At 70.9% G+C, this 13,941-nt stretch carries 14 protein-coding genes; 1 reads left to right on the top strand and 13 read right to left on the bottom strand.

The genetic code is table 11. From position 1 onward, the window contains the following. Window positions 1-6: 6 nt before the first annotated feature. From rpoZ to pyrR, 11 genes are all read right to left on the bottom strand, one after another. Entirely contained in the window at window positions 7-270 is a 264-nt protein-coding gene (rpoZ, locus tag AB0J90_RS20855) for a DNA-directed RNA polymerase subunit omega (RefSeq protein ID WP_007075826.1), read from the bottom strand. A gap of 20 nt (window positions 271-290) precedes the next feature. Next, window positions 291-830: a guanylate kinase gene (locus AB0J90_RS20850; protein WP_363598162.1), complete on the bottom strand. Its 540-nt coding sequence runs from the start codon at window positions 828-830 to the stop codon at window positions 291-293. A 26-nt stretch (window positions 831-856) separates the two neighbouring features. Further along, window positions 857-1,174, bottom strand: coding sequence for an integration host factor, actinobacterial type (mihF, locus tag AB0J90_RS20845; RefSeq protein WP_326559443.1), 318 nt, complete (start codon window positions 1,172-1,174; stop codon window positions 857-859). A gap of 171 nt (window positions 1,175-1,345) precedes the next feature. Beyond that, the gene (gene pyrF, locus AB0J90_RS20840) at window positions 1,346-2,188 is read right to left on the bottom strand and encodes an orotidine-5'-phosphate decarboxylase (RefSeq protein WP_363598160.1); all 843 of its coding nucleotides are present in this window, start codon (window positions 2,186-2,188) and stop codon (window positions 1,346-1,348) included. Between the two features lie 184 nt (window positions 2,189-2,372). Beyond that, entirely contained in the window at window positions 2,373-3,647 is a 1,275-nt protein-coding gene (locus AB0J90_RS20835; protein WP_363598158.1) for an adenosylmethionine--8-amino-7-oxononanoate transaminase, read from the bottom strand. Next, complete coding sequence (locus AB0J90_RS20830) at window positions 3,644-4,654, bottom strand: quinone-dependent dihydroorotate dehydrogenase (protein WP_363598156.1); 1,011 nt, start codon at window positions 4,652-4,654, stop codon at window positions 3,644-3,646. The genes AB0J90_RS20835 and AB0J90_RS20830 overlap by 4 nt, the downstream gene beginning before the upstream one ends. Further along, window positions 4,651-8,025 (bottom strand): carbamoyl-phosphate synthase large subunit, encoded by a 3,375-nt coding sequence (gene carB / locus AB0J90_RS20825; RefSeq protein WP_363598154.1) that lies wholly within the window; start codon window positions 8,023-8,025, stop codon window positions 4,651-4,653. Before carB ends, AB0J90_RS20830 begins: the two co-directional genes overlap by 4 nt. After that, window positions 8,018-9,208 (bottom strand): glutamine-hydrolyzing carbamoyl-phosphate synthase small subunit, encoded by a 1,191-nt coding sequence (gene carA / locus AB0J90_RS20820; protein WP_363598152.1) that lies wholly within the window; start codon window positions 9,206-9,208, stop codon window positions 8,018-8,020. The genes carB and carA overlap by 8 nt, the downstream gene beginning before the upstream one ends. Next, a complete protein-coding gene (locus tag AB0J90_RS20815) occupies window positions 9,208-10,485 on the bottom strand; it encodes a dihydroorotase (RefSeq protein ID WP_363598150.1) in 1,278 nt (425 codons plus the stop codon). The genes carA and AB0J90_RS20815 overlap by 1 nt, the downstream gene beginning before the upstream one ends. A gap of 28 nt (window positions 10,486-10,513) precedes the next feature. Further along, the gene (locus tag AB0J90_RS20810) at window positions 10,514-11,440 is read right to left on the bottom strand and encodes an aspartate carbamoyltransferase catalytic subunit (protein ID WP_363598148.1); all 927 of its coding nucleotides are present in this window, start codon (window positions 11,438-11,440) and stop codon (window positions 10,514-10,516) included. Beyond that, a complete protein-coding gene (pyrR, locus tag AB0J90_RS20805) occupies window positions 11,437-12,021 on the bottom strand; it encodes a bifunctional pyr operon transcriptional regulator/uracil phosphoribosyltransferase PyrR (RefSeq protein WP_363598146.1) in 585 nt (194 codons plus the stop codon). The genes AB0J90_RS20810 and pyrR overlap by 4 nt, the downstream gene beginning before the upstream one ends. Window positions 12,022-12,306: 285 nt before the next feature. On the opposite strand from pyrR, the gene AB0J90_RS20800 reads away from it, so the two are divergent. Next, the gene (locus AB0J90_RS20800; protein WP_121159805.1) at window positions 12,307-12,795 is read left to right on the top strand and encodes a transcriptional regulator; all 489 of its coding nucleotides are present in this window, start codon (window positions 12,307-12,309) and stop codon (window positions 12,793-12,795) included. A 144-nt stretch (window positions 12,796-12,939) separates the two neighbouring features. Here AB0J90_RS20800 and nusB read toward each other — a convergent pair whose 3' ends face one another. Then, the gene (nusB, locus tag AB0J90_RS20795) at window positions 12,940-13,350 is read right to left on the bottom strand and encodes a transcription antitermination factor NusB (protein WP_326559452.1); all 411 of its coding nucleotides are present in this window, start codon (window positions 13,348-13,350) and stop codon (window positions 12,940-12,942) included. Between the two features lie 23 nt (window positions 13,351-13,373). After that, window positions 13,374-13,931: an elongation factor P gene (gene efp / locus AB0J90_RS20790; RefSeq protein WP_363598144.1), complete on the bottom strand. Its 558-nt coding sequence runs from the start codon at window positions 13,929-13,931 to the stop codon at window positions 13,374-13,376. Between the last annotated feature and the right edge of the window lie 10 nt (window positions 13,932-13,941).

Genomic DNA, 13,941 nt, shown 5'->3' with positions numbered 1-13,941 from the left:
GTCTTGCTACGGCTGGTCGGTCGGCTCGGCGGTGAGCAGGCCCGCGTTGATCTCGCGCATCGCGATCGACAGCGGCTTCTCCTGCGGCGTGGTCTCGACCAGGGGTCCGACGTACTCCAGCAGACCCTCGCCGAGCTGGCTGTAGTAGGCGTTGACCTGGCGGGCCCGCTTGGCCGCGAAGATCACAAGCGCGTACTTGGAGGTGGTCTTCTCCAGCAGCTCGTCGATCGGAGGGTTGGTGATGCCTTCGGGATTGGCGATGGAACCCACGAGATAAACCTCTGTGTCTCTCAACCGCTGGTACGCGGCTGAGCCGGAGTCAGAAAGGATGAACCGAGCAAGCCTACCAGTTCCTCCGCTGCCCGCTCGACGAAGTCGTTGACCACCACCCGGTCGATTTCCGCCCCGCCGTGCGGTTGGGTGGTCGGCGGAACCGCCCCCGGCGGGACGAGGAACACCAGACGGGACCCCGGCATCGCGGCCCGTACGCGTCGGGCGCCGGGCAGGTCGAGACTGAGCAGCACCGGCTGGGCGGCGCGCAACCGGGACTGCACCGGCTGGCGCGGCGTGCCGTGCAGGTGGCCGGCGTAACGGCCCCACTCGAGCAGGCCGTCGGCGGCGATCAGCGCCTCGAACTCGTCGGGGTGGACGAACAGGCGGGTCCCGTCGGCCTCGTACGGGCAACGGGCTCTGGTGGTCATCGGGACCGATACCCACAACAGGGGCGAACGCGCCCGGATCAGCTCGATCACGCTCTCCTTGCCGGCCCCGGCAGGACCGGCAAGGAGCGTGAGACGAGCCGCCGGGCGCGCGTCGTCCACCGTACTCACTGCTTGTTTCTACACGCTGCCACTAACTAGTTGGCGGCGAACTCACCAAGCAGTGCCTTGCGCTGCTGGTCACCCAGGCCGCGCAGACGCCGGCTGTCGGCGATCTTGAGCTTCTCCATGATCTGGGTCGCCCGGATCTTGCCGATCCCCGGCATCGCCTGGAGGACGGCCGAAACCTTCAGCTTGCCGACGACATCGTCGCCCTCCGCCCGGTCGAGGACGGCGGCGAGGGTGGTCTTGCCCTGCTTGAGCTGCTCCTTCAGCTCAGCACGGGCTTTGCGGATCTCCGCAGCCTTCTCCAGCGCGGCTGCACGCTGTTCGGGGCTCAGTTGGGGGAGCGGCACCAGTTCTCCTCAGGTCCCTATCGCGACGGGCGGAACGCACCGCCGCATCTGTGAAACGTGGGGTGGCTGAAAACCAAAGGGGTATGTGGTTCCCAGCGCCGGGAAAACTAGCGGTCAGCAGAGTTTTCGGCAACGTGGACGCGCCATGATCATGCGACCGTGACCGAGCTATCACTCACCGGCGCGGTCGAGTACGGCCCGACAATCGGCCAGCGCGCGGTCCGCGGCGGCGCGCAGCGCGGACCGGTCCGGGCCGTGCCCGAGCACCTCGCGGGAGTACGACGGCAGCACCCCGGTCAGGTCTCGACCGAAGACCGTACGCAGGTCGGCAGCGCTCCCGCCCTGGGCGCCGAGACCCGGCGCGAGCATCGGGCCGTGCACCCGGGACAGGTCGTGGCCCGTCTCGCCGATCGTCGCGCCGACCACCAGCCCGAAACTTCCGAGCGGCTCGGCACCCGCGTTGAGCTGGGAAATCTCGTCGATCACGGTTTGCGCGACAGTCCGGCCGTCGGCGGCGCGGGCGTGTTGCACGGCCGGACCCTCCGGATTGGAGGTGAGCGCCAGCACGAAGACGCCGCCGCCGTGCGCCGCCGCCGTGTCGAACATCGGCGCGAGCGAGCCGACGCCCAGATACGGGCTCGCGGTGATCGCATCGACATACAGAGGACTGGATGGATCAAGGTATGCGGCGGCGTACGCGCTCACCGTGGAGCCGATGTCACCACGCTTGACGTCCAGAAGCACAAGAGCTCCGGCATCTCGCAACTGTCGGATAGTTGACTCAAGTACCTCGAGTCCTCGGGACCCGAAGCGCTCGTAGAACGCCGACTGCGGCTTCACCACCGCGACCCGGTCGCCCAGTGCCTCGGCCACCGTCTCGCTGAACCGCGCCAACCCGGTCACGTCGTCGGGCAGCCCCCAGCGCTCCAACAGCGCGCCGTGCGGGTCGATGCCCACACAGAGCGGCCCCCGCTCGGCCATCGCCCGGTGCAGCCGGATCCCGAAGCTCTCCATCGCGCTCTCCTCTCCTCGCCGCGACGCGGGGCGCGACGCGGCTCCAGCCCTCCCGGTACGCATCCGGCGTCGCCGGTGCGGCACGCAGCCTCACGCGGTCCGGCGACCGACCTCCCGGTGACCGGACCGGCCGGATGTCGGCGACCACCGGTGGCGGCGGTGGCCGGCGGGTGGCGACGGCGGGTCAGCCCGCGGCGACGGCGGCGGCCACCCCCGCGCCGATCCGGGCCAGGTCCCCGTCGTCCGTCACATACGGCGGCATGGTGTAGACCAGGTCGCGGAACGGGCGCAGCCACACGCCCCGGTCGACCGCGGCGGCGGTGGCGGCCGGCAGGTCGACCTCGTGGTCGAGCTGCACCACACCGATCGCGCCGAGCACCCGTACGTCCGCCACGCCGGGCGTGCCACGCAACGGCTCCAGACCCGCCCGGAGACCCGCCTGCACCCTCGCAACCTCGGCCGCCCAGTTTCCGGCCCGCAGCAGCCCGATGGAGGCGTTCGCGACGGCACACGCGAGCGGGTTGCCCATGAACGTCGGCCCGTGCGCCAGTACGCCGCCGGCACCGATCCCCCGGGCCACCTCCGGCGTACAGAGCGCCGCCGCGAGGCTCAGGTAGCCACCGGTGAGCGCCTTGCCGAGACAGAGAACGTCCGGGGTGACACCCGCGTGTTCGGCGGCGAAGAACGTACCGGTGCGACCGAAACCGGTAGCGATCTCGTCGAAGATGAGTAACACCCCGTGCGCCGCGGTGACCTCGCGCAGCACCCGTAGGTAGTGCGGATTGTGGAAACGCATGCCGCCGGCGCCCTGCACCACCGGCTCGACGATGACCGCGGCCAGTTCGTGCGCGTGCCTGGCGACCTGGTCCGCCAGCATCGCCGCATAATCCTCGTCGACCGGCGCGTCGAAACCGGCCGGCGGTACGGGCGCGAACACCTGCCGCGGCAACACGTCCCGCCAGAGGTGGTGCATTCCGCCCTCGGGATCGCAGACGCTCATCGGCTGGAACGTGTCCCCGTGGTAACCACCGCGCCAGGTGGCCAGCCGGTGCCGCTCCGGGCGACCCCGGCCGAGCTGGTACTGCAGGCACATCTTGACCGCCACCTCGACGCTGACCGAGCCGGAGTCGCAGAGGAACACGTGCTCCAGTCCGGGCGGGGTGAGGTCGACCAGGTCGCGGGCCAGTTCGATCGCCGGGGAGTGGGTCAGCCCGCCGAACATGACATGGCTCATCCGGCCGAGTTGCCCGGTCACGGCCGCGTCCAGCACCGGATGCCGGTAACCGTGGATCGCGGCCCACCACGACGACATGCCGTCGACCAGCTCACGCCCGTCGGCCAGGCGCAGGCGTACGCCCTCGGCCTCGGTGACCAGGTACGGCTGCGTGGTCGCGGGCATCGGCGCGTACGGGTGCCAGACGTGCGCGGCGTCGGCGGCGAGCAACTCGGCGGGGTTCATGGCCGGGCCGACCGCGCGATCGCGCGAGCCAGACCCGGCCCGCGATAGATGAAACCGGTGTAGAGCTGCACCAGGCTCGCCCCGGCGTCGAAGAGGCGGTTCGCGTCGTCCGGATCCATGATCCCGCCGACCCCGATCACCGGCAGCGCCCCGCCGGTCTCCCGGTGGACGAACGAGACCACCTCGCGGGCCCGTACGGTCAGCGGCCGACCGGACAGTCCGCCGGTCTCCGTACCCCGGGGTTCGTCGGCGGCGGCGAGGCCGCCGCGGCCGAGCGTGGTGTTGGTGGCGATGACACCCGCCGCGCCCCGGTCGAGACAGACCCGCAGCAGTTCGGCGATGGCCGGCTCGGTCAGGTCCGGCGCGATCTTCACCAGCACCGGCTTCTCCCCCACCAGGGCGTCGAGCAGCGCGTCGAGATGCGCACGGTCCTGCAACGCGCGCAGACCCGGTGTGTTCGGCGAGGAGACGTTGACCGCGAAGTAGTCACCGTGCTCCCGCAGCGCCCGGTACGAGGCGACGTAGTCGCCCACCGCGTCGTCCAGCGGGGTCACCTTCGACTTGCCCAGCGAGATGCCCAGCGGTACACGCAGCGCCGGCCCGGCCGCCAGCCGGTGCGCCAGTGCCTGCGCGCCGTCGTTGTTGAAACCCATCCGGTTGATCACCGCGGTGCTCTGCGGCAGCCGGAACAGCCGAGGCCGGGGATTGCCCGGCTGGGCGTGTGCGGTGACCGTGCCGACCTCGACGAAACCGAAGCCCAGCGCCGGCCAGGCCGGCAGCGCCACGCCGTTCTTGTCCATCCCGGCGGCCAGCCCGACCGGGTTGGGGAAGTCCAGCCCGAAGACTCGGCGCGGCGCCGACACCGCGTACGCGGACCGCAGCGCGGCCAGCGCGGCCGGCCGCCCGGAGAGGGCGGCCAGCCGGTGCAGGGTCCACTCGTGTGCCGTCTCGGCGTCACCGCCACCGAGCCGGAACAGCGCGGGGCGGACCACCCGCTCGAAGATCACTCGCCGGCCCGCAGGGCGGCGTGCAGCTCCTGCAGCGGGCGTACGGCCATGTCGCCGCGGATCAGCGCCTCGATGCCCATCACCGCCGCCGCCGCACCCGGCACGGTGGTGATGCACGGGATGTCCGCGGTCACCGCCGCGCTGCGGATCTCGTACCCGTCGGAGCGGGCACTGGCGCCCGAGCCCTGCGGGGTGTTGATGACCAGGGCCACCTCGCCGGCCGCGATCAGCGAGACCGCGTCCGGACCGGCACCGGCCTCCTCGTAGTGCTTGCGGATCAGCTCGCAGGAGATGCCGTGCCGGCGCAGCACCTCGCCGGTGCCGACGGTGGCGACGATCTCGAACCCGAGATCGGCCAGCCGCTTCACCGGGAAGATCATGGCGCGCTTGTCGCGGTTGGCCACCGACACGAAGACCTTGCCGGCGGTCGGCAGCGAGCCGTACGCGGCCGCCTGGGACTTGGCGAACGCGTGCCCGAACGCCACGTCGATCCCCATCACCTCACCGGTGGACTTCATCTCCGGACCGAGCAGCGAGTCGACGCCCTGGCCGGCGCGGGTGCGGAAGCGCTTGAACGGCAGCACCGCCTCCTTGACCGCGATCGGGGCGTCGACCGGCATCGTGCCGCCGTCCCCGGTCGGCGGGAGCAGCCGCTCCGCGCGCAGGTCGGCGATCCGGGCGCCGAGCATGATCCGGGCCGCCGCCTTGGCCAGCGGCACCGCGGTCGCCTTGGAGACGAACGGCACCGTACGCGAGGCGCGCGGGTTGGCCTCCAGCACGTACAGGGCGTCGTCCTTGAGCGCGTACTGCACGTTGAGCAGGCCGCGTACGCCGACACCGCGGGCGATCGCCTCGGTGTAGCGGCGTACGGCGGCCAGGTGCGAACTCGCCAGGGTGATCGGCGGCAGGGCGCAGGACGAGTCGCCGGAGTGGATGCCGGCCTCCTCGATGTGCTCCATCACGCCACCGATGTAGACCTCGCCGTCGGCGTCGCAGAGCGCGTCCACGTCGATCTCGATCGCGTCGTCGAGGAACCGGTCGACCAGCACCGGGTGGTCCGGCGAGATGTCGGTCGCCCGGCCGATGTAGTCGCGCAGCGTCGGGTCGTCGTAGACGATCTCCATGCCCCGCCCGCCGAGCACGTACGACGGCCGGACCAGCACCGGGTAGCCGATCTCGTCGGCGATCGCCTTGGCCTCGTCGTACGAGGTGGCGGTGCCGTGCTCGGGGGCTCGCAGGCCGGCTCGGGCGAGCACCGCGCCGAACGCGCCCCGGTCCTCGGCCAGGTTGATCGACTCCGGGGAGGTGCCGACGATCGGCACCCCGGCGTCCTTGAGCCGCTGGGCCAGGCCGAGCGGGGTCTGTCCACCGAGCTGCACGATCACCCCGACCACACCGGGACCGCCGGCCGCCTTGCCGGAGCTGTCCTCGGCGTGCCAGACCTCGAGCACGTCCTCGAAGGTGAGCGGTTCGAAGTACAGCCGGTCGGCGGTGTCGTAGTCGGTGGAGACGGTCTCCGGGTTGCAGTTGACCATCACGGTTTCGTACCCGGTGCCGGGTGCGCCCGGCACCGGCCCGCCCTGCAACGCCAGTACGGCGTGCACGCACGAGTAGTCGAACTCGATCCCCTGCCCGATCCGGTTCGGCCCCGAGCCCAGGATCAGCACCTTGGGCCGGTCCGAGCCGGCGACCTCGGTCTCCTCGTCGTAGGACGAGTAGTGGTACGGGGTGGTGGCGGCGAACTCGGCCGCGCAGGTGTCGACGGTCTTGTAGACCGGGCGCAGCCCGAGCCGCTGCCGCAGTACGCGTACCCCGTCCTCGGCCGCGAGTTCCGGGCGCAGCGCGGCGATCTGCCGGTCGGACAGCCCGGCCCGCTTGGCCCGGCGCAGCATCGCCCCGTCGAGTACGGGCGCCGCGACGATCTCCTCGCGCAGGTCGACCAGGGAGGCGATCTGGTCCAGGAACCAGGGATCGATCCCGCCGGAGGCCGCGGAGACCTCGGCGACCGAGGCACCCATCCGGAGCGCTCGCTCCACTGTGTACAGTCGGCCGTCGTGTGGGGTAGCCAGGGCGGTCAGGGTGGACTCGACCGTCGACCCGACCGGGTCCGGTACGGTCCAGAACCCGGCCGCCTTCGTCTCCATCGAGCGCATCGCCTTGTTCAGCGCCTCGGTGAAGTTGCGGCCCAGGCTCATCGCCTCGCCCACCGACTTCATCGTGGTGGTCAGCTCCGGGTCGGCGCCGGGGAACTTCTCGAACGCGAACCGAGGGATCTTGACCACCACGTAGTCCAGCGTCGGCTCGAACGCGGCCGGCGTCTGCAGGGTGATGTCGTTCGGGATCTCGTCCAGGGTGTAGCCGATGGCGAGCTTCGCGGCGATCTTGGCGATCGGGAAGCCGGTCGCCTTGGAGGCCAGCGCCGAGGAGCGGGAGACCCGGGGATTCATCTCGATCACGACGATCCGGCCGTCGGTCGGGTTGACCGCGAACTGGATGTTGCAGCCGCCGGTGTCCACCCCGACCTCACGCAGCACCGCGATGCCCAGGTCACGCAGCTGCTGGTACTCCCGGTCGGTGAGCGTCATGGCCGGCGCCACGGTCACGCTGTCACCGGTGTGCACACCCATCGGGTCGATGTTCTCGATCGAGCAGACGACCACCACGTTGTCGTGCCGGTCGCGCATCAGCTCGAGCTCGTACTCCTTCCAGCCGAGCACGCTCTCCTCGATCAGGACCTCGTGCACGGGGCTTGCGGTCAGCCCCGCCCCGGCGATCCGGGTCAGGTCCTCGTCGGTGTGCGCCATGCCGGAACCGAGCCCGCCCATGGTGAACGACGGCCGGATCACCACCGGCAGCCCCAGCTCGCCGACGGTCTGGCGGACCTCGTCCATCGAGTGGCAGACCCGCGAGCGCGGCACCAGCGAGGTCGGGTCGGCGATGCCGATCCGGGCACCCGCCTTGGCGACGACCTCCTTGAACAGCTGCCGGTCCTCGCCGCGGCGGATCGCGTCGATGTCGGCGCCGATCAGCTCGACACCGTACTTCTCCAGCACACCCGACTCGTGCAGCGCCACCGCGGTGTTCAGCGCGGTCTGGCCGCCCAGGGTGGGCAGCAGCGCGTCCGGCCGCTCCTTGGCGATGACCAGTTCGACGAAGTCCGGGGTGATCGGCTCGACGTAGGTGGCGTCGGCGTACTCGGGGTCAGTCATGATCGTCGCCGGGTTCGAGTTGACCAGGCTGACCCGCAGCCCCTCGCTGCGCAGCACCCGGCAGGCCTGGGTGCCGGAGTAGTCGAACTCGCAGGCCTGCCCGATCACGATCGGACCGGAACCGATCACGAGTACGTGGCGCAAATCGGTCCGCTTAGGCATGGTTCCCGCCCTCGTTCTTGTTGCCCTGGCCACGCCCGCCCGGCTGCCGCTCGCCCTCGATCAGCTCCGCGAAGCGATCGAAGAGGTAGTCCGCGTCATGCGGGCCGGCGGCTGCCTCGGGGTGGTACTGCACGGTGAAAGCGGGTACGTCCTTCGCCCGCAGGCCCTCGACCACATTGTCGTTGAGGCAGACGTGACTGACCTCGACCGCGCCGAAGTCGGTCTCGATGAACTGGCCCGCCGGCACGTCCTGGCCGGGTTCGCGCCCCGGCCAGTCGACCGCGAAGCCGTGGTTGTGCGAGGTGACCTCGACCCGTCCGGTGACCCGGTCCAGCACCGGCTGGTTGATGCCCCGGTGGCCGTAGCCCAGCTTGTAGGTGCCGAAGCCGAGCGCCCGGCCGAGGATCTGGCTGCCGAAGCAGATGCCGAACAGCGGGATCCGCCGGCTGAGCACCTCGCGGGCCAGCGCGACCGGGTGGTCGGCGGTCGCCGGGTCACCCGGGCCGGGCGAGAAGAAGACCGCGTCCGCACCGGTGGCGAGCAGGTCCTCCATGCTCGACGAGGCCGGCAGGACGTGCGTGGTCACACCGCGGGCGGCGAGCCGGCGCGGCACGTTGCGCTTGATCCCCAGGTCCAGCGCGGCGACCGTGAACCGGTGCGTGCCCTGCGCGTCGACCGTGTACGGCCTGGGCGTGGTCACCTCGGCCGACAGGTCGGCACCGACCATCTCCGGGGTGGCCCGGACCCGGGCCAGCAGGGCCTGCGGGTCGTCGTCGAGGCTGGAGATGCCGACCCGCATCGCGCCGGAGTCCCTGAGGTGTCGGGTCAGCGCGCGGGTGTCGATGCCGGAGATGCCGACCACGCCCTCGGCGGCCAGCCGGTCCTCCAGACCTCCGGACGCGCGCCAGTTGGAGCCGATCCGGGCCGGGTCGCGGACCACGTAGCCGGCCACCCAGATCCGGCCCGACTCGTCGTCCTCGCCGTTGACCCCGGTGTTGCCGATGTGCGGCGCGGTCTGCACCACGACCTGGCGGTGGTAGGACGGGTCGGTCAGCGTCTCCTGGTAACCGGTCATCCCGGTGTTGAAGACCGCCTCACCGAAGGTCTCCCCCACACTGCCGTACGCCTCACCGTGGAACGTCCGGCCATCCTCCAGTACGAGGATCGCGGGCCTGCGTCGCATTATTTGACTGCCTTTCCATCAAGCACCGTCGGCTCGCCGCGCAGGAACGTGGCCACGATCCGGCCGGGCAGCACGGTGCCGGCGTACGGGGTGTTGCGGCTGCGGCTGGCCAGCTCAGCGGGGTCGACGGTACGGCGTGCGGCCGGGTCGACCAGGGTGAGGTTGGCCACCGCCCCCGGAGCCGGGTCGTGCCCGTGCTCGGTCAGCCCGGCGATCCGGGCCGGCGTCCGGGACATCCGGTCGGCGATCAGGTCCCAGCGCTCACCGAGCACCGAGAGCAGCACCGGCAGGGCGGTCTCCAGCCCGAGCATGCCCGGACGGGCGTACGCCCACTCGCATTCCTTGTCCTCCAGCGCGTGCGGCGCGTGGTCGGTGGCGACGATGTCGACGATCCCCTCGACCAGGGCGGCCCGCAGGGCGGCCACGTCGGTGGCCGTACGCAGCGGCGGGTTGACCTTGAAGACCGGGTCGTAGCTTGCCGCCAGCTCGTCGGTGAGCAGCACGTGGTGCGGGGTGACCTCGGCGGTCACCCGGACCCCGCGGGCCTTGGCCTGGCGCAGTACCTCGACGCTGCCGGCGGTGGAGACGTGGCAGACGTGCAGCCGGCTGCCGACGTGCTCGGCGAGCAGCACGTCGCGGGCGATGATCGCTTCCTCGGCCACGGCCGGCCAGCCCGTCAGTCCGAGCCGGGTGGAGACCTCGCCCTCGTGCAGTTGGGCGCCCTCGGTCAGCCGGGGCTCCTCGGCGTGCTGCGCGATCACCCCGTCGAACGCCTTCACGTATTCCAGCGCCCGACGCATCAGCCGCGGGTCGGCGACGCAGTGCCCGTCGTCGGAGAAGATCCGTACCCGGGCGGCCGAGTCGGCCATCGCGCCGAGTTCGGCCAGCCGCTCCCCGCCGAGCCCGACGGTGACGGCACCGATCGGCTGCACGTCGACCAGCCCGGCCTCCCGGCCGAGCCGCCAGACCTGTTCCACCACCCCGGCGGTGTCCGCGACCGGCGAGGTGTTCGCCATCGCGCAGACCGCGGTGTAACCACCGAGCGCGGCGGCGCGGGAGCCGGACTCGACCGTCTCGGCGTCCTCCCGGCCCGGCTCGCGCAGGTGGGTGTGCAGGTCGACCAGGCCGGGCAGGGCCACCAGGCCGTCGGCGTCGACCACCGCGGCGTCGCGGGCGTCGAGGTTGCGGCCGGTGGCGACCACCAGGCCGTCGCGCAGCAGCAGGTCGGTCGGCTCGGCGCCGACCACCCGGGCGCCCTTGATCAGGTACGCACTCATGACGTTGTTCCCCCCAGGAGCGGACGGTTCACTGGTTCTTTCCCCCCAGGAGCAGATACAGGACGGCCATCCGTACGGAGACCCCGTTGGTGACCTGTTCGACGATGGTGGAGCGGGGTGAGTCGGCCACCTCCGGGGCGATCTCCATGCCCCGGTTCATCGGGCCGGGATGCATGACGATCGCGTGGTCCGGCAGCCGGCGGAACCGGGGGCCGTCCAGGCCGTAGCGGCGGGCGTACTCGCGGGCGGAGGGGAAGTAGGAGTCGGCCATCCGTTCGCGCTGCACCCGCAGCATCATCACCACGTCCGCGCTGGGCAGCACCGAGTCCAGGTCGTACGAGACGTCGGTGCCGGGCGCGAGCGCGGCGGCGATGTCGACCGGGATCAGGGTCGGCGGCCCGACCAGGGTCACCTTCGCGCCCAGGGTGGACAGCAGCAGCACGTTGGAGCGGGCCACCCGGCTGTGCAGTACGTCGCCGACCACGGCCACCTGCAGCCCGGCGAGCCGACCCAGCCGCGACCGCATCGTGTACGCGTCCAGCAGCGCCTGGGTGGGGTGCTCGTGGGTGCCGTCACCGGCGTTGACCACCACCCCGTCGACCCAGTTGGCCAGCCGGTGCGGGGCGCCCGAGGCGGGGTGGCGGATGACCACCGCGTCGGCGCCCATCGCCTGCAGGGTCAAGGCGGTGTCCTTCAGGCTCTCGCCCTTGGAGACGCTCGAACCCTTGGCGGAAAAGTTGATCACGTCGGCGGAGAGTCGCTTCGCCGCCGCCTCGAACGAGATCCGGGTCCGGGTGGAGTCCTCGTAGAAGAGGTTGACCACGGTCCGGCCGCGCAGCGCGGGCAGCTTCTTCACCTCACGCCCGGCCACCGTCGCCATCTCGGCGGCGGTGTCCAGGATCAGGGTGGCCGTGGTCGCGTCCAGGTCGGCCCCGGAGAGCAGGTGCCTGATCACAGCGTGGGCCTCCCGAACAGCTTGACCTCGTCCGCACCGTCGACCTCGGCGAGCGTGACCTTGACGCTCTCGGCCAGCGCGGTGGGGATGTTCTTGCCTACGTAGTCGGCCCGGATGGGCAGTTCCCGGTGGCCCCGGTCGACCAGCACGGCAAGTTGTACGGAACTGGGGCGGCCGAGGTCGCTCAGCGCGTCCAGCGCAGCCCGGACCGAGCGTCCGGAGAAGAGGACGTCGTCGACCAGGACCACCCGCTTGCCGTCGACCCCGCCGGGCGGAACCTCGGTCGGCCCGATGGCCCGGGTCGCGTGCCGGCGTAGATCGTCGCGGTAAAGGGTGATATCGAGCACACCGACGGGCACCTGAATGCCCTCGAAGGTGCTGATCCGGGCGGCCAGCCGGCGGGCCAGCGGCACGCCCCGGGTGGGAATCCCGAGCAGCACGGTGTCGGCGGCGCCCTGGGTCTTTTCGAGAATCTGGTGTGCGATCCGGTCGACCACGCGTTGCAGATCGGCGCTGGTCAAGATGACCTTCACGGACGGTGGCGAAGCCACCGGGGGTTGGGCGGCCTGCGGGAAGGCCACGGCGGACCTCCTTCCCCGCCTCGCTGGACGGGTCGTTAAAGGATGTCGGATCCGGCCCGGACCGCACGCGGTCAGGCCGGGGGCTGATCACCACGTTACCAGCGAGCGGTCGGCGGGCCCGGGCGGGGCGCTGACCGTCCGGTCAACGAAAAGATTTCAGCTTCGTGACCACGATCTTGCCAACGGGAAGGTAACGACCACTTGACCACGTGTCGCAATCCCCGTACCGTCACGCTCCGTAGCGACCGCTGGGGAGATCCCCGAGCCAGCACTGGGAGTGTCCGAATGCCCTCTGAATACGCCAAGTCGTTGGGCGCCCGCCTGCGCTCTATCCGTCAGCAGCAGGGGCTGTCCCTGCAGGGGGTGGAGGAGAAGTCGAACGGGCGTTGGAAGGCCGTCGTCGTCGGGTCGTACGAGCGTGGTGACCGTGCGGTCACCGTCTCGCGCCTCGCCGAGCTGGCGGACTTCTACCGGGTGCCCGTCGCGGAACTGCTGCCGGACGGCAGCGGGGTCCGGCACGAGCCCACGAACAAGATCGTCCTGGACCTGGAGCGCCTCTACGACGAGGCCTCCGAGGAGCTCGCGTACGTCGCCCGTTATGCCCGCGCCATCCAGCAGCAGCGGGGCGACTACAACGGCCGGGTGTTGTCGATCCGCGCGGACGACCTGCGCGCGCTCGCCATCGTGTACGACTCGTCGCCCTCCGGGCTGATCGAGCGCCTGACCGAGCACGGCGTACTCGTCGCCGACCCGCGGGCGCTCTTCGCCTCCTGAGTACCACCGCAGGACAGCACGAAGGCAGTATGAAAGGGGGCGCCCTGCCGGGCGCCCCCTTTTCACGTCCACCTGCCCTGCCGCGTCCCCGCGCCCCGAGACGTCCCGCGCCCTGCGCAGGCACGGGCCGGACCACGGCTCGGGTCAGCGGGTGGCGTACTCGGCGATCCGGCCGAGGATCCCGTTCAGGAAGCGCGGCGAGTCGTCGGTCGACATCTGCTTGGCCAGCTCGACCGCCTCGCTGATCGCCACCGCGTCGTCGATCTCGTCGACGTAGAGCAGCTCGTAGACGGCGATCCGGGCCAGGTTGCGGTCGACGACCGGCATCCGGTCCAGCGTCCAGCCCTCGGCGTAGCTCGCGATCAGCTCGTCGATCCGGTCCAGTTGCCCGGCCACACCCTCGACCAGGCCGATCGCGTACTCCATGTGCTCCGGCGGCGGCGGGGTCAGCCGTCGGAGATAACCGGCCAGCACCTCGACCGGGGGCAGATCCCGCTGGTCGGCCTCGTAGAGGACATCCAGCGCCCGCTTGCGCGCCTTGCGACGCGCGGGCATTTGTTGCTTGGGGCCCTCGGCCATCAGCCGCGGCCGAGGTAACGGCCGTCGCGGGTGTCGACCTTGATCTTCTCACCGGTGGTGATGAACAGCGGCACCTGCACGGTCGCACCGGTCTCCACCGTCGCCGGCTTGTTGCCGCCGGTCGACCGGTCGCCCTGCAGACCCGGCTCGGTGTACGTGACCTCGAGGATCACGCTGGTCGGCAGCTCGATGTAGAGCGGGACCGCCTCGTGGGTGGCGACGATCGCCTCGGCCTCGGGCAGCAGGTAGTTCGCCGCGTCGCCGACCGTGGTGCCGGGCACCTGGATCTGGTCGTAGGTCTCCAGGTCCATGAAGACATAGTCTTCGCCGTCGGCGTAGAGGTACTGCATGGTCCGCTTGTCGACGGTGGCCGTTTCGACCTTGGTGCCCGCGTTGAACGTCTTGTCGACGACCTTGCCGGACAGCACGTTCTTCAATGTGGTGCGCACGAACGCACCACCCTTGCCGGGTTTGACGTGCTGGAACTCCACGACAGCCCAGAGTTGGTCGTCGAGGTTGAGGACCAGACCGTTTTTGAGGTCGTTGGTGGTGGCCATTTCCTGCCTT

It is taken from the genome of Micromonospora sp. NPDC049523, from assembly GCF_040676775.1.
GTDB lineage: Bacteria > Actinomycetota > Actinomycetes > Mycobacteriales > Micromonosporaceae > Micromonospora_G.
This window is presented reverse-complemented; position numbering and strand designations above follow the sequence as displayed.

Coding starts and splice junctions, on each gene's coding strand:
- AB0J90_RS20800 (WP_121159805.1), top strand. CDS start 12,307: ATGCCCTCTGAATACGCCAAGTCGTTGGGCGCCCGCCTGCGCTCTATC.
- AB0J90_RS20815 (WP_363598150.1), bottom strand. CDS start 10,485: ATGAGTGCGTACCTGATCAAGGGCGCCCGGGTGGTCGGCGCCGAGCCG.
- carA (WP_363598152.1), bottom strand. CDS start 9,208: ATGCGACGCAGGCCCGCGATCCTCGTACTGGAGGATGGCCGGACGTTC.
- carB (WP_363598154.1), bottom strand. CDS start 8,025: ATGCCTAAGCGGACCGATTTGCGCCACGTACTCGTGATCGGTTCCGGT.
- pyrF (WP_363598160.1), bottom strand. CDS start 2,188: ATGGAGAGCTTCGGGATCCGGCTGCACCGGGCGATGGCCGAGCGGGGG.
- nusB (WP_326559452.1), bottom strand. CDS start 13,350: ATGCCCGCGCGTCGCAAGGCGCGCAAGCGGGCGCTGGATGTCCTCTAC.
- efp (WP_363598144.1), bottom strand. CDS start 13,931: ATGGCCACCACCAACGACCTCAAAAACGGTCTGGTCCTCAACCTCGAC.
- AB0J90_RS20835 (WP_363598158.1), bottom strand. CDS start 3,647: ATGAACCCCGCCGAGTTGCTCGCCGCCGACGCCGCGCACGTCTGGCAC.